Below are 21004 nucleotides of genomic sequence, written 5' to 3'. Positions count from 1 at the left end.
TTGGTGATGAGTGGCGTGTGTTGGTTGGGACTTCACCACTTCGAGAAAGTGCAGAAATTCTGAACTTCGCCAGCGCAGCGGCGCCGAAATCAACAGTGCAATTGCCTGCTAGGCTCAATTTCACACGCCATTCCAACCCAAGGAGAACGCCATGAGTGACCATCACACGTACAAGAAAGTCGAGCTGGTCGGTTCGTCCACCACCAGCATCGAAGACGCCATCAACAACGCACTGGCCGAAGCCAACAAAACCCTGCGCAATCTGGAATGGTTTGAAGTGACCGAAACCCGTGGCCACATCGAAAACGGCCAGGTGGCGCACTTTCAGGTAACGCTGAAAGTCGGCTTCAAGATTGCCGCCAGCTGAGTTTGAGCTAGTCTTCTGAACTTGCGCGCTGGCCGAGTGCCATAGGGAATGGCAAAGCGCTACAAGGTGAGCGCATCGGGTGGATGACCCGATGCCCGCCTCATTCAATCCGACCAGGGAGTGCGACCGATGAAGAAGTTCATGTTGGCAGTAGGTTTGTTGAGCCTTGCGGGTGGTGCGTTTGCAGCCGGCAAGCCTTGTGAAGAGCTGAAAAGCGAAATCGCCGCGAAGCTCGACGCCAAAGGCGTATCCGGTTATTCGCTGGAAGTTGTCGACAAGGGTGCGGCCGCTGATGGCGACGTCGTCGGCAGTTGCGAAGGCGGCAGCAAGGACATCGTCTACAAGCGAGGTTGATTGCGCCTGAAATACAAAAGCCGACGTGGATGCGTCGGCTTTTTTGTGGACGATGATTTTCCGGGTAGGAGCTGCGGGACGCTGCGATCTTTTGATCTTGATTTCAAATCATAATCAAAAGATCGCAGCCTCGTTGCACTCGACAGCTCCTACAAGGGTTCGCGTTATCCCTTCATGACTTGGGCCAACAATTCGTAGGAATGGATGCGATCGGCGTGTTCGTAAAGATCAGTGGTGAAAATCAGCTCATCCGCCTGGGTCTGCTCGATCAACACTTCCAGTTTGGCGCGGATCTTCTGCGGGCCGCCGACCATGGCGAGGCCGAGGAAATCGCCCACCGCTTCACGTTCATGGGGCAGCCACAGGCCGTCCATGGTTTTCACCGGCGGACGCTGCACCAGGCTCTGACCACGCATCAGCGCAAGAATGCGCTGGTACACCGACGTCGCCAGATAATCGGCTTGCTCATCGGTATCGGCGGCCACCAGCGGCACGCCGAGCATTACGTACGGTTTGTCGAGCACCGCCGACGGTTTGAAGTGATTGCGGTAGATGCGGATCGCCTCGTGCATGAAGCGCGGCGCGAAGTGCGAGGCGAAGGCGTAAGGCAAGCCGCGCTCACCCGCCAATTGCGCACTGAACAGGCTTGAGCCGAGCAGCCAGACCGGCACGTTGGTGCCGGTGCCGGGCATGGCGATCACCCGTTGTTCCGGAGTGCGCGGGCCGAGGTAGCGCATCAGTTCGGCAACGTCTTCAGGGAAGTCGTCAGCGCTGCCCGAGCGCTCGCGGCGCAAGGCGCGGGCGGTCATCTGGTCAGAGCCGGGCGCGCGGCCCAGGCCCAAATCGATTCGCCCCGGATACAGGCTCTCGAGGGTGCCGAACTGCTCGGCGATCACCAGCGGCGCATGGTTGGGCAGCATTACCCCGCCAGAACCGACGCGGATCGTCGACGTGCCTCCGGCCAGATAGCCGAGCAACACCGAAGTTGCCGAACTGGCGATGCCGTCCATGTTGTGATGTTCGGCGACCCAGAAGCGCGTGTAGCCGAATTTTTCGGCATGTTGTGCCAGATCCAGCGAGTTGCGCAGCGATTGCGCTGCGCTGCCGTTTTCGCGCACTGGCACCAGGTCGAGGGTGGAAAATTTTACGTCGGACAGTTTTTTCATGAACCTGCATCTCCGGGTGGGGAGGCAGGTTTTTCTTGCGAGCGAAAACCTGCCAAATCCATAAGCGTGTTTTATGGAATGAGGGCATATACCCGAGATTCAATAGCAGCGGCGAAATTTCCTACTAAAAAAGTCAACGATTCAGTCAGGCTGAACTTTGTTCCGCCGTCTATCCTCAGAAGCCTTGCTAGTAAAAACCGCGAAGGCGCGGCGTCCCGCGCCACATTTGAGGAGGCAGACATGGCTATCGTGAAAAAGGCATCGGCGCATTGGGAAGGCGATCTGAAAACCGGTCTCGGCTCGATCTCCACCGAAACCGGCGTACTGCGCGAAGCGCCGTACGGCTTCAAGGCGCGCTTTGAAGGCGGCAAGGGTACCAATCCGGAAGAACTGATCGGCGCGGCCCACGCCGGCTGCTTTTCCATGGCGTTTTCGATGATTCTCGGCGATGCCGGCCTGAAGGCAGACAGCATCGACACCAACGCTGAAGTCACCCTCGATCAGGTTGACGGCGGCTTCGCAATCACTGCGGTAAAGCTGATTCTCAAGGCGAAGATTCCAGGCGCAACTCAGCAGCAGTTTGAAGAACTGAGCAACAAGGCCAAGGAAGGTTGCCCGGTTTCCAAAGTGCTGAACGCGAAGATCACCCTCGAGGCTTCGCTGGTCAGCTGATTGGGCGTTTGCAGGGCTGACGCTTTCGCGGGCAGGCTCGCTCCCACAGGGGATTTGTGCACGGCGCAGATCCAGTGGGGGAGCGAGCTTGCTCGCGAAGGCAGTCTAGAAACCTGCTCAGCGGCCGGCAATTAATACAAGGTGTGAGCAAAGTCAGAACCCGCTCCGCAGAATTGTGGTCGAATAATCGACAGCAGCTTCAGCGCACACCCGTGCGCGCTGCCTCAAGGAGCTTCATCGATGAAACGTATTGGCTTGGCGATCCTTTGCAGTGCACTGGCCACTTCCGCTTTCGCAGCCCCCAAGGACTGCGAAAAGCTTAGAAAGGAAATCGAGGTCAAAATTCAGGCGAAAGCGGTCCCAACGTACACCCTGGAAATCATCACGGCGGAGGAGGCGAAGCAGCATGACTCAGCCATGATCGTTGGTTCTTGCGAGAACGGCACCAAGCGAATCATCTATCAGAAAAACGATAGCTGATTGCCTATCACGGCACGCAATTGATCTGCCGCTCGTTGGCAACGATCTGCCCCTGACGATTGATCAAGCGTGCACTTGGCGTGAAGGCCAGCGATCGGGCCTCAAGGCGGTAACGCTGCCCGGCCTCGAAGTGTTCATAGGGCACGGTCATGTAACACAGCCGCTCTTGCGGATCGGTATCCATGCCCTGACCACCCCCGAATACTTCGAAGTCAAAGCGCACGGTGAGCTCATGACTACCGGGCGTCACCTGAAAAAACCGTCCGTCGCGCAAGCGCTGTTTATCCAGGCGCTCGGCCATCAGCACTTTGCCGCCGGGGGTAGGCATGGCGAAGTCGACCCAGGCTTTGTCTGGATCGGCCGCCGGCAACGGGCTCTGACAACCGGCGAGCACACTGGCGGCCAGCAATGTCGTCAACTTGCGCATGATCGATATCCTTAGACGGGATTTCCAGCATAGCGCCGATCAACTGCTCTGACAGCCCGCCGGTGTGCCCTGACCGACAACCTTGCGCTGTTCGTCATACAGCTTGGCCCAAGGCCTGAAGCCGATGCTGCCAGCCTGCAGCTGATAGCGCTGGCCGGCGTTGAAGTCCTTGAATTTCACGCTCAACTGGCAATCGCGCCACAGCGGTTCGGCAGTCGGGCCGATGTTGGTGGCCTCGACCGGGAATTGATAGCGCACCTTCAGCTCATGGCTCCCGGGCTGCACTTCGAAATAGCGTTTGTCGATGGCCTGGGTGGCATCGACTTGAACGGCTTGCAGCGCCGTGTCGTGTTGGCGAGCGTCAAGATCGATCCAGGCTTGCGAGGGGTCGGGGTCGGGCATTCCGAATCCGGCACAACCGGCCAGCGTCAGCAGGCCTCCTGTCAGCATGAACATGCGCATAGCGGTGCTCCTTGAGGCGGGATAGTCTTGGGGCAGACTTTCCGGGGAATTTCTTATTTTGATCAGGCCGTTTTCCAGCCTTGGGTTACTTGATCGCGTTTTTCCGATTTTGTTTCCGGGTGTGTTGTTTTTGTTGCTCAACGGTTGCGCCAGCGTCAGCTATTACAGCCAGCTCGCCAGCGGCCAGTTGCAATTGCTGCGCGCCCGGGAGCCGGTGGAGAAGGTCATTGCCGACCCCAGCCGCGATGCCAAATTGCGCGCGCATCTGGCTCAATCACAAAAGGCCCGTACCTTTGCCAGCGAGCATCTGCATTTGCCGGATAACCAGAGCTATCGCCTGTACGCCGATATCCATCGCCCCTACGTGGTGTGGAATGTGTTCGCTACTCAAGAGTTCTCCCTGACACCGCAGAATCACTGCTTCCCGATTGCCGGCTGCGTGGCCTATCGCGGCTACTACAGCCAGAGCGCCGCCCGTGGCGAAGCGGCGATTCAACGTTTGCAGGGTATGGATGTGTCGATCGGCGGGGTCGAGGCGTACTCGACGCTCGGCTGGTTCAATGACCCGATCCTCAATTCGATGATGGGCTGGGGCGATGAGCGACTGGCCACGCTGATCTTTCATGAGCTGGCGCACCAGAAGTTCTATGTGAAGGACGACACCGAATTCAACGAGTCATTTGCCACGTTTGTCGAGCAGGAAGGTACGCGGCAATGGCGCGCCTTTCGCGGGCTACCGGCAGAGTCGGATGCGAGGCTCAAGCAGCGTGACCAATTCATCGAACTGGTACTCGCCACGCGTTCACGACTGGAGACGCTGTATGCGCAGCCGCTGTCGGTTGAGCAAATGCGTGAGCACAAAGCAGCTGAATTCGAGCGCTTGCGCCGGGAGTATCAGGCAACGCGCGACAGTCAGTGGGCCGGGGACAAGCGCTATGACGCCTGGGTCAATGCGCCGCTGAACAATGCGCGGTTGTTGCCGTTCGGGCTGTATGACCAGTGGGTGCCGGCGTTTGCGGCGCTGTTCAACCAAGTGGGTGGGGATTGGCTGAGGTTCTATGCCGAGGTTGAGCGGTTGGGGCGATTGCCGGTTGATGAGCGTAAGGCGGCTTTGAGGGCCTTGGCAGTTCCTGAGTCCACCAGCGGCTGAACGGGCCTCATCGCTGGCAAGCCAGCGATAGCCATCTGCTCAGCGCTGCAAAAAAGCCTGATGCAACGCATTCAAAGTTTCGAAGTGATAAGCCGGTGATTCGGCGTTCAATTCCTCGAAGCTGCCAAATCCATAGCCCACCGCCGCTGCATCGAGACCATTGCTGCGCGCGCCGATCAGGTCATGCTTGCGATCACCGATCATCAGGGTCTGTGCCGGGTCCAGGCGTTCTTCCTCAAGCAAGTGCGCAATCAACTCAACCTTGTTGGTCCGCGTGCCGTCCAGCTCGCTGCCGTAGATCACCTTGAAGTGGCGGGCGAAGTCGAAGTGCCGGGCGATCTCGCGGGCGAACACCCACGGTTTGGAGGTGGCGATGTACAACTGCCGCCCCTGCCCGCTCAAGGTTTCCAGCAACGGCGTGACCCCGTCGAACACCCGATTCTCGTAGAGCCCGGTGACCTTGAAGCGCTCGCGATAGAAATTCACCGCTTCCCAGGCCCTGGCCTCGTCGAAGTCGTAGAACTGCATGAACGCTTGCAGCAGCGGCGGGCCGATGAAGTGTTCCAGTTTGCTCAGGTCCGGTTCGTCGATGCCGAGATTGGCCAAGGCAAATTGAATTGAGCGGGTGATGCCCTCACGCGGGTCGGTCAGGGTGCCATCGAGGTCGAACAGTACGGTCTGGTAATGCATGAGAGTTCCTGAGCTGGTGTAGGGCAATTCAGAGCTGGTCGTAGCCTTCGGCCAGATGCAGGTCCTTGAGCTTGACGTAGTTCGCCGCGCTGTACGTAAAGAAGGCATTTTCCTTATCGGTCAGCGGGCGCACTTGCTTGACCGGGCTGCCGACATACAGGAAGCCGCTCTGCAGGCGCTTGCCCGGCGGCACCAGGCTGCCGGCGCCGATGATCACGTCGTCCTCGACCACGGCGCCGTCCATGACGATGCTGCCCATGCCGATCAACACGCGGCTGCCAACGGTGCAGCCGTGCAGCATGACCTTGTGGGCGATGGTCACGTCATCGCCGATCAGCAAGGGAAAACCGTCCGGGTTGAACGGGCCGGCGTGGGTGATGTGCAGCACGCAGCCGTCCTGCACGCTGGTGCGCGCACCGATGCGGATGCGGTGCATGTCGCCACGGATCACCGTCAGCGGCCAGACCGAGCTGTCTGCGCCAATTTCGACGTCGCCGATCACCACCGCCGAACCGTCGACGAATGCGCCGTTGCTCAAGCGGGGTGTGTGATTCTGGTATTTGCGAAGGGACACGATTAGTTCTCTCTCTGTCGCCGATAGCTGCGGTGAGTGCCGATTGTAATTAAGATGGGCGCATGTTTCTTCCAGCCAAGGTGCCAACCGTGAGCGTGAACAACCCTCTTTTGCAGTCCTACGACCTGCCGCCGTTCTCCACGATCCGTGCCGAACACGTCCTGCCCGCCATCGAAACCATCCTCGCGGACAACCGCGCCGCCATCGCCGAGATCCTCAAGACCCAGGGCAAGAACCCGACCTGGGCCGGTCTGGTGCTGGCGATGGATGAACTCAACGATCGCCTCGGTGCAGCATGGAGCCCGGTCAGCCATCTTAACGCCGTGTGCAACAGCGCCGAACTGCGTGAAGCCTACGAGTCGTGCCTGCCGGCTCTGAGCGCCTACTCCACCGAAATGGGCCAGAACCGCGAACTGTTCCAGGCGTATGAAGCGCTGGCCAACAGTCCGGAAGCTGCCAGTTTCGACGTCGCGCAAAAAACCATTCTGGAACACGCCCTGCGCGATTTCCGTCTGTCGGGTATCGATCTGCCGGAAGCCGAGCAGAAACGTTACGCCGAAGTGCAGAGCAAGCTGTCCGAGCTCGGCAGCCGCTTCTCCAACCAATTGCTCGACGCCACTCAGGCGTGGACCAAACATATTACCGATGAAGCCGCCCTCGCCGGCCTGACCGATTCGGCCAAGGCGCAAATGGCTGCCGCCGCCCAAACCAAAGGTCTGGATGGCTGGTTGATCACTCTGGAATTCCCCAGCTATTACGCGGTGATGACCTACGCGCAAGACCGCGCGCTGCGCGAAGAAGTCTACGCCGCCTACTGCACCCGTGCCTCGGATCAAGGCCCGAATGCCGGGCAGAACGACAACGGCCCGGTGATGGAAGAGATCCTCGACCTGCGCCAGGAACTGGCCCGACTGCTGGGCTTCGCCAGTTTCGCTGAACTGAGCCTGGCGACGAAAATGGCCGAATCCAGTGATCAGGTGCTGAGTTTCCTGCGTGATCTGGCCCAGCGCAGCAAGCCGTTCGCCGCGCAGGATCTGCAACAACTGCGCGCTTACGCCGCCGAACAGGGCTGCGCCGATCTGCAAAGCTGGGACAGCGGTTTCTACGGTGAAAAACTTCGCGAGCAGCGTTACAGCGTTGCTCAGGAAACCCTGCGTGCCTACTTCCCGATCGACAAAGTCCTCAGCGGCCTGTTCGCCATCGTCCAGCGTCTGTACGGCATCGAGATCGCCGAGCAGAAAGGCTTCGACACTTGGCACCCGGACGTCCGCCTGTTCGAGATCAAGGAAAACGGTCAGCACGTCGGCCGCTTCTTCTTCGACTTGTATGCCCGCGCCAACAAGCGTGGCGGCGCGTGGATGGACGGCGCCCGCGACCGTCGCCGCACCATCGACGGCGTGCTGCAAAGCCCGGTGGCCAATCTGGTGTGCAACTTCACTCCGGCCGACAGCGGCAAACCGGCGCTGCTGACCCACGATGAAGTGACCACCCTGTTCCACGAGTTCGGCCACGGCCTGCATCACCTGCTGACCCGCGTCGAACACGCTGGCGTATCCGGCATCAACGGCGTGGCCTGGGACGCGGTCGAGCTGCCGAGCCAGTTCATGGAAAACTGGTGCTGGGAGCCGGAAGGCCTGGCGCTGATTTCCGGCCACTACGAGACTGGCGAGCCACTGCCGCAGGACCTGCTGGAAAAAATGCTCGCGGCGAAGAACTTCCAGTCCGGGCTGATGATGGTGCGTCAGCTGGAGTTTTCGCTGTTCGACTTCGAACTGCATGCCACCCATGGCGATGGCCGCAGCGTGGCGCAAGTGCTCGAGGGCGTGCGTGACGAGGTGTCGGTGATGCGTCCACCGGCTTACAACCGCTTCCCCAACAGCTTTGCGCACATTTTCGCTGGTGGTTACGCGGCGGGTTATTACAGCTACAAGTGGGCTGAAGTGCTGTCCGCCGACGCCTTCTCGAAATTCGAGGAAGACGGCGTGCTCAACGCTGAAACCGGTCGGGCGTTCCGCGAAGCGATTCTGGCGCGCGGCGGTTCCCAGGCACCGATGGTGCTGTTCGTCGACTTCCGGGGCCGTGAGCCGTCGATCGACGCGCTGCTTCGCCACAGCGGCCTGAGTGAGGACGCGGCAGCATGAGCGACGGCCCTGTGATCACCAAGAAGCGCTTCATCGCCGGGGCGGTCTGCCCGGCGTGCAGCGAGCCGGACAAGTTGATGATGTGGAACGAAGACGGCGTGCCGCACCGCGAATGCGTGGCCTGCGGTTACTCCGACACGCTCAACGAGCAAGGCCTGTCGGTGCCCAAAGAGCTGGGCACGCGGGTCAATACCAGCGCGCTGAAGCCTGCCGCCGACAAAAAGGTTCAGGCGGTGCAGTTCTTCCCCAACCCCAAGTTGAAGAAAAAGCCCGACGAGCAACAATGACAACGACCGCTGCCTGCCGATCATCGTCGGCAGGTGGCGGTATCTATCCACCACCTTGCCTCTGCGCTTCCTGATTAGGCTGGCCAATCCAGCCCTCTCTCACGGAAGACGCCATGCCTGACACCAACCCACTCCTGCAACATTGGCAGTTGCCGCCCTGGGCGGCGATACGCGCCGAACATCTGCTGCCAGCAGTCGAGCGCATCGTTGCCGACAACCTGCTGATCATCGAAAACGTCATCGCCACTCAGGTCGATCATCCCAACTGGGACGACGTGGTAATTGCCATCGATGAAGCCGATGCGCGCCTGGATGAAACCATGGCGATCATCGAATTCCTCTCGATCAGTCATGCCGATGAGCCCCAGTGGTTGATGCAGGAAGCCCTGAGTACGCACGCCGCGCAGCGTTACAAGACTGCGAAGGCCGGCAATCGACAGTTGCTCCAGGTTTATCAACGATTGGCACAGAGCTCCATAGCCGCCAGCTTCAGTGATGCACGCAAAGCCTCGCTGGCGAAAATCCTGCGCCGGTTTCACTTGGCGGGAAGCGAATTGTCGAGTGCGCAGCGCAAGGATCTGGCGCGATTGAACGGCGAAATCGATCTGCTGGAAAAGCGCTTCATGAGCAACCTCAAATCGGTCAACGCGGCATGGAGCAAGGACATCGACGATGCCGCGCTATTGGCGGGACTGCCGGCCGAAATGCGGGCGCATCTGGCCGCCAATGCCCACAAGGCCGGCCTGCCCGGGTGGCGGCTGACCCTGGATCAGAACACTTACCAACAGGTCATGAGGCGGGCACAACACCGCGGACTGCGCGAGGAGTATTTCAAAGCCTGGTGCACCCGCGCTTCGGATCAGGGGCCACAGGCCGGTCGCTTCGATAACGGGCCGGTTTTGCAGACGCTGCTGGCCGCACGTCATGCCAAAGCCCGGCTCTTGGGTTTTGACAACTTTGCCCATCTGCGCCTGCACAACCGTATGGCTACCGGTACCGATCAGGTTGGCCGTTTTCTGCGCCAGCAGATCGCCCGCAATGCCGTGTCACTGGCGGGCGAGACCGATGAATTGCAGGCCTTGGCCCGCGAGCACGGGGTTGAACAGCTAGAAGCGTGGGATCACGATTTCCTCGCCGAGCAATTACGCCTGAAGCAGTCCGGCGGCACGGAGCAGGACCTGCGCGAGTTCTTCGCGCTGCAAGCCACACTGCACAGCCTCTGCCGCTTCAGCGAGCATATGTTCGGTATCAGCATCAGCGAAAATACCGTCCACGAGCGTTTCGCCGAAAATGTTCGCCTGTTCGAAATCAGCGAGCGTCAGCAACCGGTTGGTTACATCTACATCGACCCGTTCCACCGCGACGCGGGCAACGACTATGCCTGGACCGGTGTACTGCGCAATCGACGGATCACCGCCGAAGGCCGACCATTACTGCCGATTGCCTCGCTTCAATGCAATTACCCGGCAGCGGAAAACGGGCAAACGCACCTGCTGGATCCGCAGGATCTGCGCGTTCTGCTGCACGAATTCGGCCATTGCCTGCATCACGTGCTGACGCGTTCGCCGCATTACAACCTGTCCGGCATTTCGCATCTGAGCCGCGACGCTGCCGAGTTTGTCGGGCAACTGTTCGAAAAATGGGCGTTATCCGGGCAATTCCTGCGCTGGCTGGGTACGCATCACCAGAGCGGTGAGCGTCTGTCCGAAGCGCAGGCCAATACCGCGTTTTCCGCCACAGGCATCCAGCGCAGCCGGGAAACGGCAATGCTGTTGCTGAACGCGCTGGTCGACTTCGAACTGCACCGCTGTCACGGTGACGGTCGCACTGTTCAGCAAGTAGTCGAGGATGTGCAAAGTGAGTTCGCGCACCTGTCCATCCCGGCCTACTGCCGCTTCGCCAACAGCTGCGATTATCTGGTTACCGGTTATGAGGCTTCGCTGTACGCCTACAAATGGTCGGGTGTGCTGGCGAGCGAGGCGTTCAAGCGCTTCGAACGTGAAGGTCTGTTCAACGAACAGACGGGCCGCGACATGCGCGAACACCTGCTCTCGGGGGACAGACAGGCACTGCCCGCCGCACTGCAAGCCTTTCTCGGAAAACCCATCGACAGCGCACTGTTTCCTGCGCCAGCCGATTGAACTGATCAACGCTGAACGTGGGCCGAGTCGAACCAGCTCTTCATCGAACACATGGCGAATGCACTGGTGCTGCATTCGCCATTGATCAGGGCTTCGTGCAACCGATCAACATCGGCCTGCATCACGTAGCGCACGCTGTCGTGGAAATGCTGACTGTCACCAAAACCGCCCTCGGTCATTTCCTTGAGCGCCTGCTCTTTGCTCCAGCCCTGCACCACCACCCGGTACATCGCCGCCATCAGACCGGTGCGGTCAGAACCGTGCTTGCAGTGCATGAGCACCGGGCCGTCGGCTTCGGCGGACTGAATCGCGCGCAGAGCCTTGAGCACATCGCTGTCGTCGACGTGGTTGGTGCGATACGGCAGTTGCACCTGCTTGATGCCCGGCGCGGAGAGCCAGTCGCTATCAGCGTCAGGCAGGAAGTTGATTACGGTGACGACATGCAGATCGTTCAACAGCGGCACCGCACTGCGGCTGGGCAAGGCGCTGCGATACAGCGTCGGTGACATGCGGAACAGGTTGAACTGCGCCTCTACCGGTTGCGCCCACTCGGCCGGGCGAGATGGCGTGGCGTCGGCCGCCCGGGCGGCAATGCCATGCAACAGTGCAACAAGCGAGAAACATAACGCGGGGAAAAAGCGCACTCGATACATGCTGGGCTGACCGTTTCGGCAATCTTCATGGGAGGAATTGCAGCTTCGCTTTTGAGCGGTCAACGCGCCGTGAGCCGGTCGTCAAAGAAACGTGAATCGGCGCCTCGCCGGGCTTTTTTCCGGGAAAACGGTTTTTCTTGATGCTTAGCCTGCTACCATTTGTCACATGATGTTGCAGAGGGATCGGCCTTTACCCGACCGAACCCTGATCGTCGCAACGCAAAATTCCTCGAGCTGCTCGCAGAAGCGGCTGACTTCTATGCCTGATGAGGTGCCCCCCATGTCTGATCAAGATCGAGACAACCCGCGGCGTGAGTTCTTGCGCAAATCCCTGACCCTGATTCCGGTGGTCACGCTTGCCGGTACCGGCCTGGGCAGCAGCGTGCTGCAAGCCGCACCTGAAAGCACACCGGCGCCGGCCGCAGCAAAACCGGCCTCTGTCGCTGGTGACTATCAGCCGAGCTTTTTCACCGCTGAAGAATGGGCATTCATCAATGCCGCCGTCGCCCAGTTGATCCCCAACGACGCGCAAGGCCCCGGTGCCCTCGAAGCCGGCGTGCCGGAATACATCGACCGGCAGATGAACACCCCGTACGCCGCCGGTGCCCTGTGGTACATGCAAGGCCCGTTCAATGCCGACGCGGCACCGGAGATGGGCTGGCAGAGCAAACTGGTGCCCAAAGACATCTATCGCCTCGGCATCGCCGCCACGGATCAGTGGGTAAAAGGTTTGAGCGGTAAAACATTTGCCGAGCAAGACAGCGCTACCCGAGACGATTTGCTCAAGCAACTGGAAGCCGGCAAGCCGCAGTTCGATGCGGTGCCGGCGAAGATCTTCTTCAACCTGCTGCTGCAAAATACCAAGGAAGGTTTCTTCTGTGACCCGATCCACGGTGGCAATAAAGGCATGGTCGGCTGGACCATGATCGGTTTCCCCGGCGCCCGCGCCGATTTCATGGATTGGGTGGAACGCAACGAGCAATACCCCTTCCCGGCAGTGTCGATTCGCGGCGAGAGGGCGTAAGCATGGCAACGGTAATGAAGAAGGTTGATGCAGTCATCGTCGGTTTTGGCTGGACTGGCGCGATCATGGCCAAGGAGCTCACCGAGGCGGGTCTGAACGTGCTGGCGCTGGAGCGCGGGCCGATGCAGGACACCTACCCCGACGGCAACTATCCGCAGGTGATCGACGAACTCACCTACAGCGTGCGCAAGAAACTCTTTCAGGACATCTCCAAAGAGACGGTGACCATTCGCCACAGCGTCAACGACATCGCCCTGCCCAACCGCCAGCTGGGCGCGTTCCTGCCGGGGAATGGCGTCGGCGGCGCCGGTCTGCACTGGTCGGGCGTGCACTTTCGTGTCGACCCGATCGAGTTGCGCATGCGCAGCCACTATGAAGAACGCTACGGCAAAAGCTTCATCCCCAAAGACATGACCATTCAGGATTTCGGCGTCAGCTATGAAGAGCTGGAACCGTTTTTCGACTTCGCGGAAAAAGTCTTCGGCACCTCCGGCCAGGCCTGGACGGTGAAAGGCCAACTGGTCGGTCAGGGCAAGGGCGGCAACCCCTATGCGGCGGATCGCTCCAATCCGTTTCCGCTTCAAGCGCAGAAAAACACCGTGTCCGCACAGCTGTTCGGCAAGGCGGCTACAGAAGTCGGTTACAAACCCTACAACCTGCCTTCCGCCAATACTTCGGGGCCGTACACCAATCCCTACGGCGCACAGATGGGGCCGTGCAATTTCTGCGGTTTCTGCAGCGGCTACGTCTGCTACATGTATTCCAAAGCCTCGCCGAACGTGAACATTCTGCCGGCGCTCAAGCCCCTGCCGAATTTCGAGCTGCGGCCCAACTCCCATGTGCTGCGGGTCAACCTCGACAGCACGAAAAGCAAAGCCACCGGCGTCACCTACATCGACGGCCAGGGCCGCGAGATCGAGCAGCCGGCGGATTTGGTGATCCTCGGCGCATTCCAGTTGCACAACGTGCGTCTGATGCTGCTGTCCGGGATCGGCAAACCGTACGACCCGATCAGCGGCGAAGGCGTGGTCGGGCGTAACTTCGCCTACCAGAACATGGCCACCATCAAGGCCTTCTTCGACAAGGACACCCACACCAACAACTTCATCGGCGCTGGCGGCAACGGCGTGGCGGTGGACGATTTCAACGCCGACAACTTCGACCACGGCCCGCACGGCTTCGTCGGCGGTTCGCCGATGTGGGTCAACCAGGCTGGCAGTCGACCGATTGCCGGCACCTCGAACCCGCCGGGCACACCGGCCTGGGGCAGCGCATGGAAACGCGCCACCGCCGATTACTACACCCACCAGGTGTCGATGGACGCCCACGGCGCGCATCAATCCTACCGTGGCAACTACCTCGATCTCGATCCGGTGTACCGCGATGCCTACGGCCTGCCGCTGCTGCGCATGACCTTCGACTGGCAGGAAAACGACATCAAGATGAACCGCTTCATGGTCGAGAAAATGGGCAAGATCGCCCAAGCCATGGGCCCGAAAGCCATTGCAGTGATCGGCAAGCAGGTCGGCGATCACTTCAACACCGCCTCGTACCAGACCACCCACCTCAACGGTGGCGCGATCATGGGCACCGATCCGAAGACCAGCGCCCTGAACCGCTATTTGCAGAGCTGGGACGTGCACAACGTATTCGTCCCGGGCGCCTCGGCGTTCCCGCAGGGCCTGGGCTACAACCCGACCGGGCTGGTGGCGGCGCTGACCTACTGGTCGGCAAAAGCGATCCGCGAGCAATACCTGAAAAACCCCGGCCCGCTGGTGCAGGCTTAAGGAGCGATGACCATGAAAACCCTCGTTATCGCCACCGTCGCCCTGCTCGGCAGCACTGCAATTTATGCGGCCGATGTTGATCAAAATCTGATCAAGCAAGGTGAATACCTTGCCCGCGCCGGCGACTGCGTGGCCTGCCACACGGCCAAGGGCGGCAAGCCGTTCGCCGGCGGTCTGCCGATGGAGACGCCGATCGGCACGATCTACTCGACCAACATCACCCCGGACAAGACCGGTCTGGGCGACTACAGCTTCGAAGACTTCGATCAGGCCGTGCGCCACGGTGTGGCCAAAAACGGCAGCACGTTGTACCCGGCGATGCCGTATCCGTCCTACGCGCGGGTCAACCAGGCCGACATGCAAGCGCTGTACGCCTACTTCATGCACGGCGTCGAACCGGTGGCGCAGGAGAACAAGGCCAGCGACATTCCCTGGCCGTTGAGCATGCGCTGGCCGCTGATGGGCTGGCGCTGGCTGTTTGCGCCGAAGGTCGAGGATTACCAGGCCACATCGGCCGATCCGGTGATCGATCGTGGCGCATACCTGGTCGAAGGCCTCGGCCACTGCGGTGCCTGTCATACCCCGCGCGCGCTGACCATGCAGGAAAAATCCCTGAGCGCGGCGGACGGCAGCGAATTCCTCGCCGGCAGTGCGCCGCTGGAAGGCTGGATCGCCAAGAGCCTGCGCGGCGATCACAAGGATGGCCTCGGCAGCTGGAGCGAAGAACAACTGGTGCAGTTCCTCAAGACCGGGCGCAGTGATCGCAGCGCAGTGTTCGGCGGCATGGGCGATGTGGTCACCCACAGCATGCAGTACATGAGCGACGCCGACCTCACCGCGATTGCCCGTTATCTCAAATCACTGCCGGCCAATGACCCGGCGGATCAGCCGCATCAGTACGACGAGAAAGTGGCCAAAGCGCTGTGGAACGGCGACGACAGCCAACGCGGCGCGTCGGTGTACATCGACAACTGCGCAGCCTGCCACCGTACCGATGGCCAGGGCTACACCCGGGTGTTCCCGGCGCTGGCGGGCAATCCGGTGCTGCAGACGGATGACCCGACATCGCTGATCCACATCGTGCTCAAGGGCGGGACTTTGCCGGCAACGCACACCGCGCCATCGACCTTCACCATGCCCGGTTTCGCCTGGCGCCTGTCGGATCAGGAAGTCGCGGATGTGGTGAGTTTCATTCGTGGCAGCTGGGGCAACAAGGGTGCGCCAGTGAAAGCTGCCGATGTTGCCGAGTTGCGTACGGAGGATATGAAGCAGACCTCCGGTGACGATCTTGGGCAGCTCACCTCGCATAACTGAGCGAAATGTGTCGACAGACCGCTGGCACGACATGACTTCGCATGTTGAGTCAGCGGTGTTCATCGTGTCGATTTCAGACCTCTGAACTGCACAAACGCATCCGCCAACTGCAAGTACAGTCTCTTGTCATGGTTATCGATATCGCCATCTCCGTCGCTATCGATAACCTCTTCGGAAAGCAGGTCATAGCGATCGTTTGCCTGCGATGAAGAGGCAAATAGCGCGTAGTCGTAGTCCATCATTTCGGTGGCGTTATCGCCATAATGATAAAAAACAACCTCGGGACTTCCGTCGCGTTCCATGTCTGCAATTTCAAGCAAAATTCTGATTGGCATCACATTCAATCCATTCCGGTTGGCAAGACATTATTAGTCATGAGGCTTTAACCTAAGACGGCGCTTGCAACCACGTCTACTGTCATATCTGACAGGGTGTATGTGCACACAGTTGTGGGAACGTCGGTTACGATCAGAGAAAGCCCTGAATGCTGTTCCTCTCCGCGAACATAGCGGACATGAACAACCACAACTGATCACTCGCCCGACGGCACTAGCCAGATGAGGATCGCCCCGATACTGTGCGCATATACAGTATCGGGGCGTTTTCATGTCTACTCCATTGCCACCTCGCGGTCGCGGCACCGCGACCAACCCGCACAACCGCTTTGCGCCCAGTCGTTCGGTGGCCGAGGACGATGGCTGGTATCAGGAAGTGCCAGAGACGCAAAACACCGAAGTGATCATCGAGAAGGCCAAATCGATCATCAGCCGCAACACCTCGCCGGATCTGCCCTTCGACCGTTCGCTCAATCCCTATCGCGGCTGCGAACACGGCTGCATCTATTGCTACGCACGGCCCAGCCACGCCTATTGGGACATGTCGCCGGGCCTGGATTTCGAAACCCGGCTGATTGCCAAGACCAATGCCGCCCAGATCCTTGAAGAACAACTGAGCAAACCCGGCTATCAATGTGCGCCGATCAATCTCGGCTCAAATACCGACCCGTATCAGCCCATCGAGCGCGAATACAAAATCACCCGTCAGACCCTGGAAGTGCTGCTGCGTTACCGGCATCCGGTGACCATTGTCACCAAAGGTTCGCTGATTCTGCGCGATCTCGATTTGCTGACCGAGTTGGCGCAGCAACGGCTGGTGTCGGTGATGATCAGCCTGACCACCCTGGACGACGAACTTAAACGCATCCTTGAACCGCGCGCCGCTGCGCCCAAGGCACGCTTGCGCGCGATCCGGGTGATGCGCGAAGCAGGCATTCCAGTCGGCGTGCTGTGTTCGCCGATGATTCCGATGATCAATGACAGTGAAATCGAAAGCCTGCTCAACGAGGCCCACGCCGCCGGTGCGCAAAGCGCTGCCTACATGATGCTGCGCCTGCCGCTGGAAGTCGCGCCGCTGTTCGAGGAGTGGTTGCAGGCGCACTATCCGCAACGTGCCGCCCATGTGCTGAGCCTGATCCGCCAGAGTCGCGGCGGTGAACTCTACGACAGTCGATTCGGCGCGCGCATGCGCGGTGAAGGACCGTTTGCAGACCTGCTCGCACAAAGATTTGCCAAGGCCATCAAAAAGCTTGGCCTGAACAAACGCGAGGGCTATAACCTCGACTGCTCGGCCTTCTGTCCGCCGGGTCGCCAGATGTCGTTGATTTAGCGACAATTGGCTTTGGGTTGACGGGTTGGAATCCTTCCGCCGAAACACGCCAGTCACGTTTTTTGTGACCTGGAACACACGTTCTAGAGCGTTTGATTCAGTTTCAGTTAAGTTTCGGCGGCTACCTTGTTCATCGAGTGACTGACGGGTCGGGATGACCCGGATGGTTTAAACAGCCACTGGCTTCATACCGGAATACCGGGGAAGACTCCCTGAATCCGCACAAGAGGATGAATCATGAGTGACAAGGATAAACAGTCGTTGGCTGCCTCGGCGCAAAGCCCTGAAGCACAATCCGCCGATGCAGCACTGCGACAGATCGTTGATGGCTTTTTACGCTTTCACCATGACGTTTTTCCGCAGCAGGAAGAATTGTTCAAGAAGCTCGCCACCGCTCAGGCGCCCAAGGCGATGTTCATCACTTGCGCCGACTCGCGCATCGTTCCCGAGCTGATCACCCAGAGCTCGCCGGGCGATCTGTTCGTTACCCGTAACGTCGGCAACGTGGTGCCGCCCTACGGTCAGATGAACGGCGGCGTCTCCACCGCGATCGAATACGCGGTACTGGCGCTGGGCGTGCAGCACATCATCATTTGCGGCCACTCCGATTGCGGCGCCATGCGCGCGGTACTCAACCCCGACAGCCTGGAAAAAATGCCGACGGTCAAAGCCTGGCTGCGCCACGCTGAAGTCGCGAAAACCATGGTGCACGACAACTGCAACTGCACCGACGAAAAAGACAGCATGCCGATCCTCACCGAGGAAAACGTCATCGCCCAACTGCAGCACTTGCGTACCCATCCTTCGGTAGCCTCGCGCATGGCGAACGGTCATCTGTTCATCCATGGCTGGGTCTACAACATCGAAACCAGCGAAATCAAAGCTTACGACGCGGACCAGGGTCGTTTCCTGCCTCTCGACGGCAGCCATCCGATTCCTGTGGCGACGCCCAAAGCGCGCTTCTAAATCTTCCCAACAATCTGTGTGGTATGACGCCGGCCGCTGATTCAGCGGTCCGGCCTCGCCACGCCTGAAGAAAACTTCGGGAGAATCGCCATGCGTGCGGCTCAATTGAAAGCTGTGTTGCCACGGGAGCTGCTCGCTTCCGTGGTTGTGTTTCTGGTCGCCCTGCCGCTGTGCATGGGCATCGCGATTGCGTCAGGGCTGCCGCCGGCAAAAGGTCTGATCACCGGCATTATCGGCGGTCTGGTGGTCGGTTGGCTGGCGGGGTCGCCGTTGCAGGTCAGCGGTCCGGCGGCGGGTCTGGCAGTGCTGGTTTTCGAGCTGGTGCGCCAGCATGGCGTCGAGATGCTCGGACCGATCCTGCTGCTCGCCGGTTTTCTGCAACTGGTCGCCGGGCGGCTGAAGCTTGGCTGCTGGTTTCGGGTCACGGCGCCAGCGGTGGTCTACGGCATGCTCGCGGGCATTGGCGTGTTGATTGTGCTCTCGCAAATCCATGTGATGCTCGATGCCAAGCCGCAGCCTTCCGGGCTGGACAACCTCACGGCGTTCCCGGCGGCCGTGGCGCAGGCCTTGCCATCGTTGGGCTGGCAGGCGGGTCTGCTCGGCTTGTCGACGATTGCGGTGATGTGGCTGTGGGAAAAATTCCGTCCGCATTCGCTGCGCTTCATTCCCGGCGCATTGCTCGGTGTGGGTCTGGCGACGGTGGCGAGCCTGATGCTGGCGTTGCAGGTCAAGCGCGTTGAGGTACCGGCGAACCTGGCCGAAGCGATCGATTGGCTCAAGCCGGCCGACCTGATGAATCTGGCCGACCCGACACTGCTGATTGCCGCGTTCGCCGTGGCGTTTATCGCCAGTGCCGAAACCCTGTTGTCGGCGGCAGCGGTGGACCGCATGCACAGCGGCGTGCGTTCGGACTTCGACCGTGAACTGTCGGCGCAAGGTGTCGGCAACATGCTCTGCGGTCTGGTCGGCGCGCTGCCGATGACCGGGGTGATCGTGCGCAGTTCGGCCAACGTCCAGGCCGGTGCGACCACACGCTACTCGACGATTTTCCATGGCCTGTGGCTGCTGGCATTCGTGCTGTTGCTGTCGAGCGTGCTGCAAAGCATTCCGGTGGCGAGTCTGGCGGGTGTGCTGGTGTATACCGGCTTCAAGCTGGTCGACCTGAAAGCCTTCCGTGGTCTGGGCCGGTACGGGCGGATGCCGATGTTCACCTACGCCGCTACAGCGTTGGCGATCATCTTCACTGATCTGCTCACCGGTGTGCTGATCGGCTTCGGTCTGACCATGTTGAAGCTGGCGTTCAAGGCTTCGCGCCTGAAGATCAGCCTGATCGACTTGCCGCAGGACGGCGAGATGGAACTGCGTCTGGTTGGTGCAGCGACGTTCCTCAAAGTGCCGGCGCTGACCCAGGTGCTGGGCAGCATTCCTCACGGCACCACAGTGCATGTGCCGCTCAACAACCTGAGCTACATCGACCATTCGTGCCTGGAGTTGCTTGAGGAATGGGGCCGGGCGAATGCGGCCAAGGGTTCGAAGCTGTTGATCGAATCGCGTGGGTTGAAGCGAAGGCTTGAGGGGCGGGTGCGGACCAATACCGGGATTGGTGCGGCTGGCTAGATCTTCCTGCCTGAGCACAATCCCTGTGGGAGCGAGCCTGCTCGCGAAAGCGGTGTATCAGCCAACAGAGATGTTGAATGATCGACCGCATTCGCGAGCAGGCTCGCTCCCACATTGCATCTATGGTGTATGAGGGTTACGCAGCAGGCTGATCCAGCTCAAGCCCCACTCCCAACCGGCGGCTCATGCACGGCCAGCGTTTCCACGCCGCGCCAGTGTCCGGACTGCTGAGTTTTTCGCGGTAGGCTTCTACCGACTCCAAAGCAAAACTCTCTTCGTTGAGCATCTCGTCGATCGCGTGATGCACCGCTTCGTCCAGTTGGTTGGCGAATTCCTCACCGATCAATTGATGAGCAATCAGGTTGGCGACCGTCATGTCCAAGGGGATCAGTGGCTGGCCGAAATGCTTGATGTACAGGTCGTTGACCTCTTCGACAAAACGGTGTGCCAGATAGGCCTCGTCGAGCAGGCTGTCCAAGCCGACATGCCCGGCCATGATCGCCGGCGGCTGGAGGAAATACTGCTCGGCGATTTTCAGCACCGGTTTGATCTGCGATTCGATGCCGGCTTCCCTGGCGACTTCATTGGCTGCATCCAGCAGATCGGGTACTTCATCGATGTAGGCGGCGACAAAACGTGTCAGAACGCCCTGGGCGTCGGCTTCCGGCAACTGGATCGCCGGGTGCAGGTGAGGCAGCTTGCTTTCCAGCTGACGGGTCAGCAGGCCGGTGTCTTTTTCGTGCTGTTGGGCTTGTTGGATCTGCTCGCGCAATGCGGCGGTGTTCATGAAAACTCCAGGAAACAAGGCAATGAAATAGGGAAGACATAACTTAGCTGGCTTACGAAAAACGCTAAGACGCATTTGTCATAATTATTTCATCCTTGATGCAGCTGCGTTATATCCATTCGCCACCACTCGTCTGCATCCTTCTCCATTCGGGCACTTGAACGCAAGCGCCGGGTGTTTCAGCTCATTTACGTGCCCGGGTTGCAAATCCCGGGCGCTGTCTATACTCGCCAATGAATGGAGTTAGCTGATGACGCCCGACTGCACCCGCAGCAAGGCC

Annotated in this window: 22 protein-coding genes; 14 read left to right on the top strand and 8 right to left on the bottom strand. The window is 59.9% G+C overall.

The window, feature by feature from the left end; translation table 11 throughout:
• Nucleotides 1-151 precede the first annotated feature (151 nt).
• Together AB4O45_RS13880 and AB4O45_RS13875 are read left to right on the top strand one after the other, a co-directional pair.
• Entirely contained in the window at nucleotides 152-367 is a 216-nt protein-coding gene (locus AB4O45_RS13880; RefSeq protein ID WP_016772305.1) for a dodecin, read from the top strand.
• A gap of 129 nt (nucleotides 368-496) precedes the next feature.
• The gene (locus tag AB4O45_RS13875) at nucleotides 497-721 is read left to right on the top strand and encodes a DUF1161 domain-containing protein (RefSeq protein ID WP_071173980.1); all 225 of its coding nucleotides are present in this window, start codon (nucleotides 497-499) and stop codon (nucleotides 719-721) included.
• Nucleotides 722-885: 164 nt separating this feature from the next.
• Here AB4O45_RS13875 and AB4O45_RS13870 read toward each other — a convergent pair whose 3' ends face one another.
• Nucleotides 886-1887 (bottom strand): LLM class flavin-dependent oxidoreductase, encoded by a 1002-nt coding sequence (locus AB4O45_RS13870; RefSeq protein WP_460160200.1) that lies wholly within the window; start codon nucleotides 1885-1887, stop codon nucleotides 886-888.
• Nucleotides 1888-2127: 240 nt separating this feature from the next.
• On the opposite strand from AB4O45_RS13870, the gene AB4O45_RS13865 reads away from it, so the two are divergent.
• Together AB4O45_RS13865 and AB4O45_RS13860 are read left to right on the top strand one after the other, a co-directional pair.
• A complete protein-coding gene (locus tag AB4O45_RS13865; RefSeq protein WP_016772308.1) occupies nucleotides 2128-2559 on the top strand; it encodes an OsmC family protein in 432 nt (143 codons plus the stop codon).
• A 240-nt stretch (nucleotides 2560-2799) separates the two neighbouring features.
• Nucleotides 2800-3039 (top strand): DUF1161 domain-containing protein, encoded by a 240-nt coding sequence (locus AB4O45_RS13860; protein ID WP_460160199.1) that lies wholly within the window; start codon nucleotides 2800-2802, stop codon nucleotides 3037-3039.
• Between the two features lie 7 nt (nucleotides 3040-3046).
• Here AB4O45_RS13860 and AB4O45_RS13855 read toward each other — a convergent pair whose 3' ends face one another.
• Both AB4O45_RS13855 and AB4O45_RS13850 read right to left on the bottom strand, forming a co-directional pair.
• Nucleotides 3047-3466 (bottom strand): PA0061/PA0062 family lipoprotein, encoded by a 420-nt coding sequence (locus AB4O45_RS13855; RefSeq protein ID WP_016772310.1) that lies wholly within the window; start codon nucleotides 3464-3466, stop codon nucleotides 3047-3049.
• Nucleotides 3467-3505: 39 nt separating this feature from the next.
• Entirely contained in the window at nucleotides 3506-3928 is a 423-nt protein-coding gene (locus AB4O45_RS13850; protein ID WP_056791288.1) for a PA0061/PA0062 family lipoprotein, read from the bottom strand.
• A gap of 58 nt (nucleotides 3929-3986) precedes the next feature.
• On the opposite strand from AB4O45_RS13850, the gene AB4O45_RS13845 reads away from it, so the two are divergent.
• On the top strand, nucleotides 3987-5078 hold the full coding sequence (locus AB4O45_RS13845; RefSeq protein ID WP_236167907.1) for an aminopeptidase: 1092 nt from the start codon (nucleotides 3987-3989) through the stop codon (nucleotides 5076-5078).
• Between the two features lie 39 nt (nucleotides 5079-5117).
• Here AB4O45_RS13845 and AB4O45_RS13840 read toward each other — a convergent pair whose 3' ends face one another.
• Both AB4O45_RS13840 and AB4O45_RS13835 read right to left on the bottom strand, forming a co-directional pair.
• Nucleotides 5118-5768: an HAD family hydrolase gene (locus AB4O45_RS13840; RefSeq protein ID WP_073470769.1), complete on the bottom strand. Its 651-nt coding sequence runs from the start codon at nucleotides 5766-5768 to the stop codon at nucleotides 5118-5120.
• Between the two features lie 28 nt (nucleotides 5769-5796).
• Nucleotides 5797-6342, bottom strand: a complete 546-nt coding sequence (locus AB4O45_RS13835; protein WP_016772314.1) for a gamma carbonic anhydrase family protein — start codon at nucleotides 6340-6342, stop codon at nucleotides 5797-5799.
• 89 nt (nucleotides 6343-6431) lie between these two features.
• Here AB4O45_RS13835 and prlC point away from each other — a divergent pair, with 89 nt between their 5' ends.
• The 3 genes from prlC to AB4O45_RS13820 all read left to right on the top strand — a co-directional run bounded on the left by prlC (nucleotide 6432) and on the right by AB4O45_RS13820 (nucleotide 10911).
• Nucleotides 6432-8483, top strand: coding sequence for an oligopeptidase A (gene prlC, locus AB4O45_RS13830; RefSeq protein WP_460160198.1), 2052 nt, complete (start codon nucleotides 6432-6434; stop codon nucleotides 8481-8483).
• The gene (locus AB4O45_RS13825; protein WP_016772316.1) at nucleotides 8480-8770 is read left to right on the top strand and encodes a YheV family putative zinc ribbon protein; all 291 of its coding nucleotides are present in this window, start codon (nucleotides 8480-8482) and stop codon (nucleotides 8768-8770) included. Before prlC ends, AB4O45_RS13825 begins: the two co-directional genes overlap by 4 nt.
• A 113-nt stretch (nucleotides 8771-8883) precedes the next feature.
• Nucleotides 8884-10911 (top strand): M3 family metallopeptidase, encoded by a 2028-nt coding sequence (locus AB4O45_RS13820; RefSeq protein ID WP_056791277.1) that lies wholly within the window; start codon nucleotides 8884-8886, stop codon nucleotides 10909-10911.
• 5 nt (nucleotides 10912-10916) lie between these two features.
• On the opposite strand, the gene AB4O45_RS13815 is transcribed toward AB4O45_RS13820, so the two are convergent.
• Nucleotides 10917-11564 carry a phosphatase domain-containing protein gene (locus AB4O45_RS13815; RefSeq protein ID WP_256807407.1) on the bottom strand — a complete coding sequence of 216 codons (648 nt, stop codon included), beginning with the start codon at nucleotides 11562-11564 and terminating at the stop codon, nucleotides 10917-10919.
• Nucleotides 11565-11844: 280 nt separating this feature from the next.
• Between AB4O45_RS13815 and AB4O45_RS13810 the strand changes: the two genes are divergently transcribed.
• The 3 genes from AB4O45_RS13810 to AB4O45_RS13800 are packed head-to-tail and all read left to right on the top strand — an operon-like array spanning nucleotide 11845 to nucleotide 15689.
• Nucleotides 11845-12588 (top strand): gluconate 2-dehydrogenase subunit 3 family protein, encoded by a 744-nt coding sequence (locus AB4O45_RS13810; RefSeq protein ID WP_056791272.1) that lies wholly within the window; start codon nucleotides 11845-11847, stop codon nucleotides 12586-12588.
• Nucleotides 12589-12590: 2 nt separating this feature from the next.
• Nucleotides 12591-14375, top strand: a complete 1785-nt coding sequence (locus AB4O45_RS13805; protein ID WP_415760932.1) for a GMC family oxidoreductase — start codon at nucleotides 12591-12593, stop codon at nucleotides 14373-14375.
• Between the two features lie 12 nt (nucleotides 14376-14387).
• Nucleotides 14388-15689 (top strand): c-type cytochrome, encoded by a 1302-nt coding sequence (locus tag AB4O45_RS13800; RefSeq protein ID WP_460160197.1) that lies wholly within the window; start codon nucleotides 14388-14390, stop codon nucleotides 15687-15689.
• Nucleotides 15690-15748: 59 nt separating this feature from the next.
• Here the strand turns inward: AB4O45_RS13800 and AB4O45_RS13795 are convergent, their stop codons facing one another.
• Complete coding sequence (locus AB4O45_RS13795) at nucleotides 15749-16024, bottom strand: hypothetical protein (RefSeq protein WP_095182282.1); 276 nt, start codon at nucleotides 16022-16024, stop codon at nucleotides 15749-15751.
• Between the two features lie 271 nt (nucleotides 16025-16295).
• Here AB4O45_RS13795 and AB4O45_RS13790 point away from each other — a divergent pair, with 271 nt between their 5' ends.
• From AB4O45_RS13790 to AB4O45_RS13780, 3 genes are all read left to right on the top strand, one after another.
• Nucleotides 16296-17354 carry a PA0069 family radical SAM protein gene (locus AB4O45_RS13790; protein WP_150637319.1) on the top strand — a complete coding sequence of 353 codons (1059 nt, stop codon included), beginning with the start codon at nucleotides 16296-16298 and terminating at the stop codon, nucleotides 17352-17354.
• Nucleotides 17355-17591: 237 nt separating this feature from the next.
• Nucleotides 17592-18320, top strand: coding sequence for a carbonic anhydrase (locus AB4O45_RS13785; protein ID WP_016772323.1), 729 nt, complete (start codon nucleotides 17592-17594; stop codon nucleotides 18318-18320).
• A gap of 90 nt (nucleotides 18321-18410) precedes the next feature.
• Nucleotides 18411-19937: a SulP family inorganic anion transporter gene (locus AB4O45_RS13780; protein WP_095182284.1), complete on the top strand. Its 1527-nt coding sequence runs from the start codon at nucleotides 18411-18413 to the stop codon at nucleotides 19935-19937.
• A gap of 136 nt (nucleotides 19938-20073) precedes the next feature.
• Here AB4O45_RS13780 and AB4O45_RS13775 read toward each other — a convergent pair whose 3' ends face one another.
• Complete coding sequence (locus tag AB4O45_RS13775; RefSeq protein WP_041476468.1) at nucleotides 20074-20724, bottom strand: hypothetical protein; 651 nt, start codon at nucleotides 20722-20724, stop codon at nucleotides 20074-20076.
• Between the last annotated feature and the right edge of the window lie 280 nt (nucleotides 20725-21004).

It is taken from the genome of Pseudomonas sp. S2_B10 (assembly GCF_054668425.1).
Note: the sequence above shows the minus strand (reverse complement) of the source record. Positions and strands in the feature narration are given on the sequence as shown.

Bases quoted from the DNA above. Each gene is read 5' to 3' on its own strand.
- AB4O45_RS13880 (WP_016772305.1), top strand. From the start codon at position 152: ATGAGTGACCATCACACGTACAAGAAAGTCGAGCTGGTCGGTTCGTCC.
- AB4O45_RS13875 (WP_071173980.1), top strand. From the start codon at position 497: ATGAAGAAGTTCATGTTGGCAGTAGGTTTGTTGAGCCTTGCGGGTGGT.
- AB4O45_RS13870 (WP_460160200.1), bottom strand. From the start codon at position 1,887: ATGAAAAAACTGTCCGACGTAAAATTTTCCACCCTCGACCTGGTGCCA.
- AB4O45_RS13865 (WP_016772308.1), top strand. From the start codon at position 2,128: ATGGCTATCGTGAAAAAGGCATCGGCGCATTGGGAAGGCGATCTGAAA.
- AB4O45_RS13860 (WP_460160199.1), top strand. From the start codon at position 2,800: ATGAAACGTATTGGCTTGGCGATCCTTTGCAGTGCACTGGCCACTTCC.
- AB4O45_RS13855 (WP_016772310.1), bottom strand. From the start codon at position 3,466: ATGCGCAAGTTGACGACATTGCTGGCCGCCAGTGTGCTCGCCGGTTGT.
- AB4O45_RS13850 (WP_056791288.1), bottom strand. From the start codon at position 3,928: ATGCGCATGTTCATGCTGACAGGAGGCCTGCTGACGCTGGCCGGTTGT.
- AB4O45_RS13840 (WP_073470769.1), bottom strand. From the start codon at position 5,768: ATGCATTACCAGACCGTACTGTTCGACCTCGATGGCACCCTGACCGAC.
- AB4O45_RS13825 (WP_016772316.1), top strand. From the start codon at position 8,480: ATGAGCGACGGCCCTGTGATCACCAAGAAGCGCTTCATCGCCGGGGCG.
- AB4O45_RS13820 (WP_056791277.1), top strand. From the start codon at position 8,884: ATGCCTGACACCAACCCACTCCTGCAACATTGGCAGTTGCCGCCCTGG.
- AB4O45_RS13815 (WP_256807407.1), bottom strand. From the start codon at position 11,564: ATGTATCGAGTGCGCTTTTTCCCCGCGTTATGTTTCTCGCTTGTTGCA.
- AB4O45_RS13810 (WP_056791272.1), top strand. From the start codon at position 11,845: ATGTCTGATCAAGATCGAGACAACCCGCGGCGTGAGTTCTTGCGCAAA.
- AB4O45_RS13805 (WP_415760932.1), top strand. From the start codon at position 12,591: ATGGCAACGGTAATGAAGAAGGTTGATGCAGTCATCGTCGGTTTTGGC.
- AB4O45_RS13800 (WP_460160197.1), top strand. From the start codon at position 14,388: ATGAAAACCCTCGTTATCGCCACCGTCGCCCTGCTCGGCAGCACTGCA.
- AB4O45_RS13795 (WP_095182282.1), bottom strand. From the start codon at position 16,024: ATGCCAATCAGAATTTTGCTTGAAATTGCAGACATGGAACGCGACGGA.
- AB4O45_RS13790 (WP_150637319.1), top strand. From the start codon at position 16,296: ATGTCTACTCCATTGCCACCTCGCGGTCGCGGCACCGCGACCAACCCG.
- AB4O45_RS13785 (WP_016772323.1), top strand. From the start codon at position 17,592: ATGAGTGACAAGGATAAACAGTCGTTGGCTGCCTCGGCGCAAAGCCCT.
- AB4O45_RS13780 (WP_095182284.1), top strand. From the start codon at position 18,411: ATGCGTGCGGCTCAATTGAAAGCTGTGTTGCCACGGGAGCTGCTCGCT.
- AB4O45_RS13775 (WP_041476468.1), bottom strand. From the start codon at position 20,724: ATGAACACCGCCGCATTGCGCGAGCAGATCCAACAAGCCCAACAGCAC.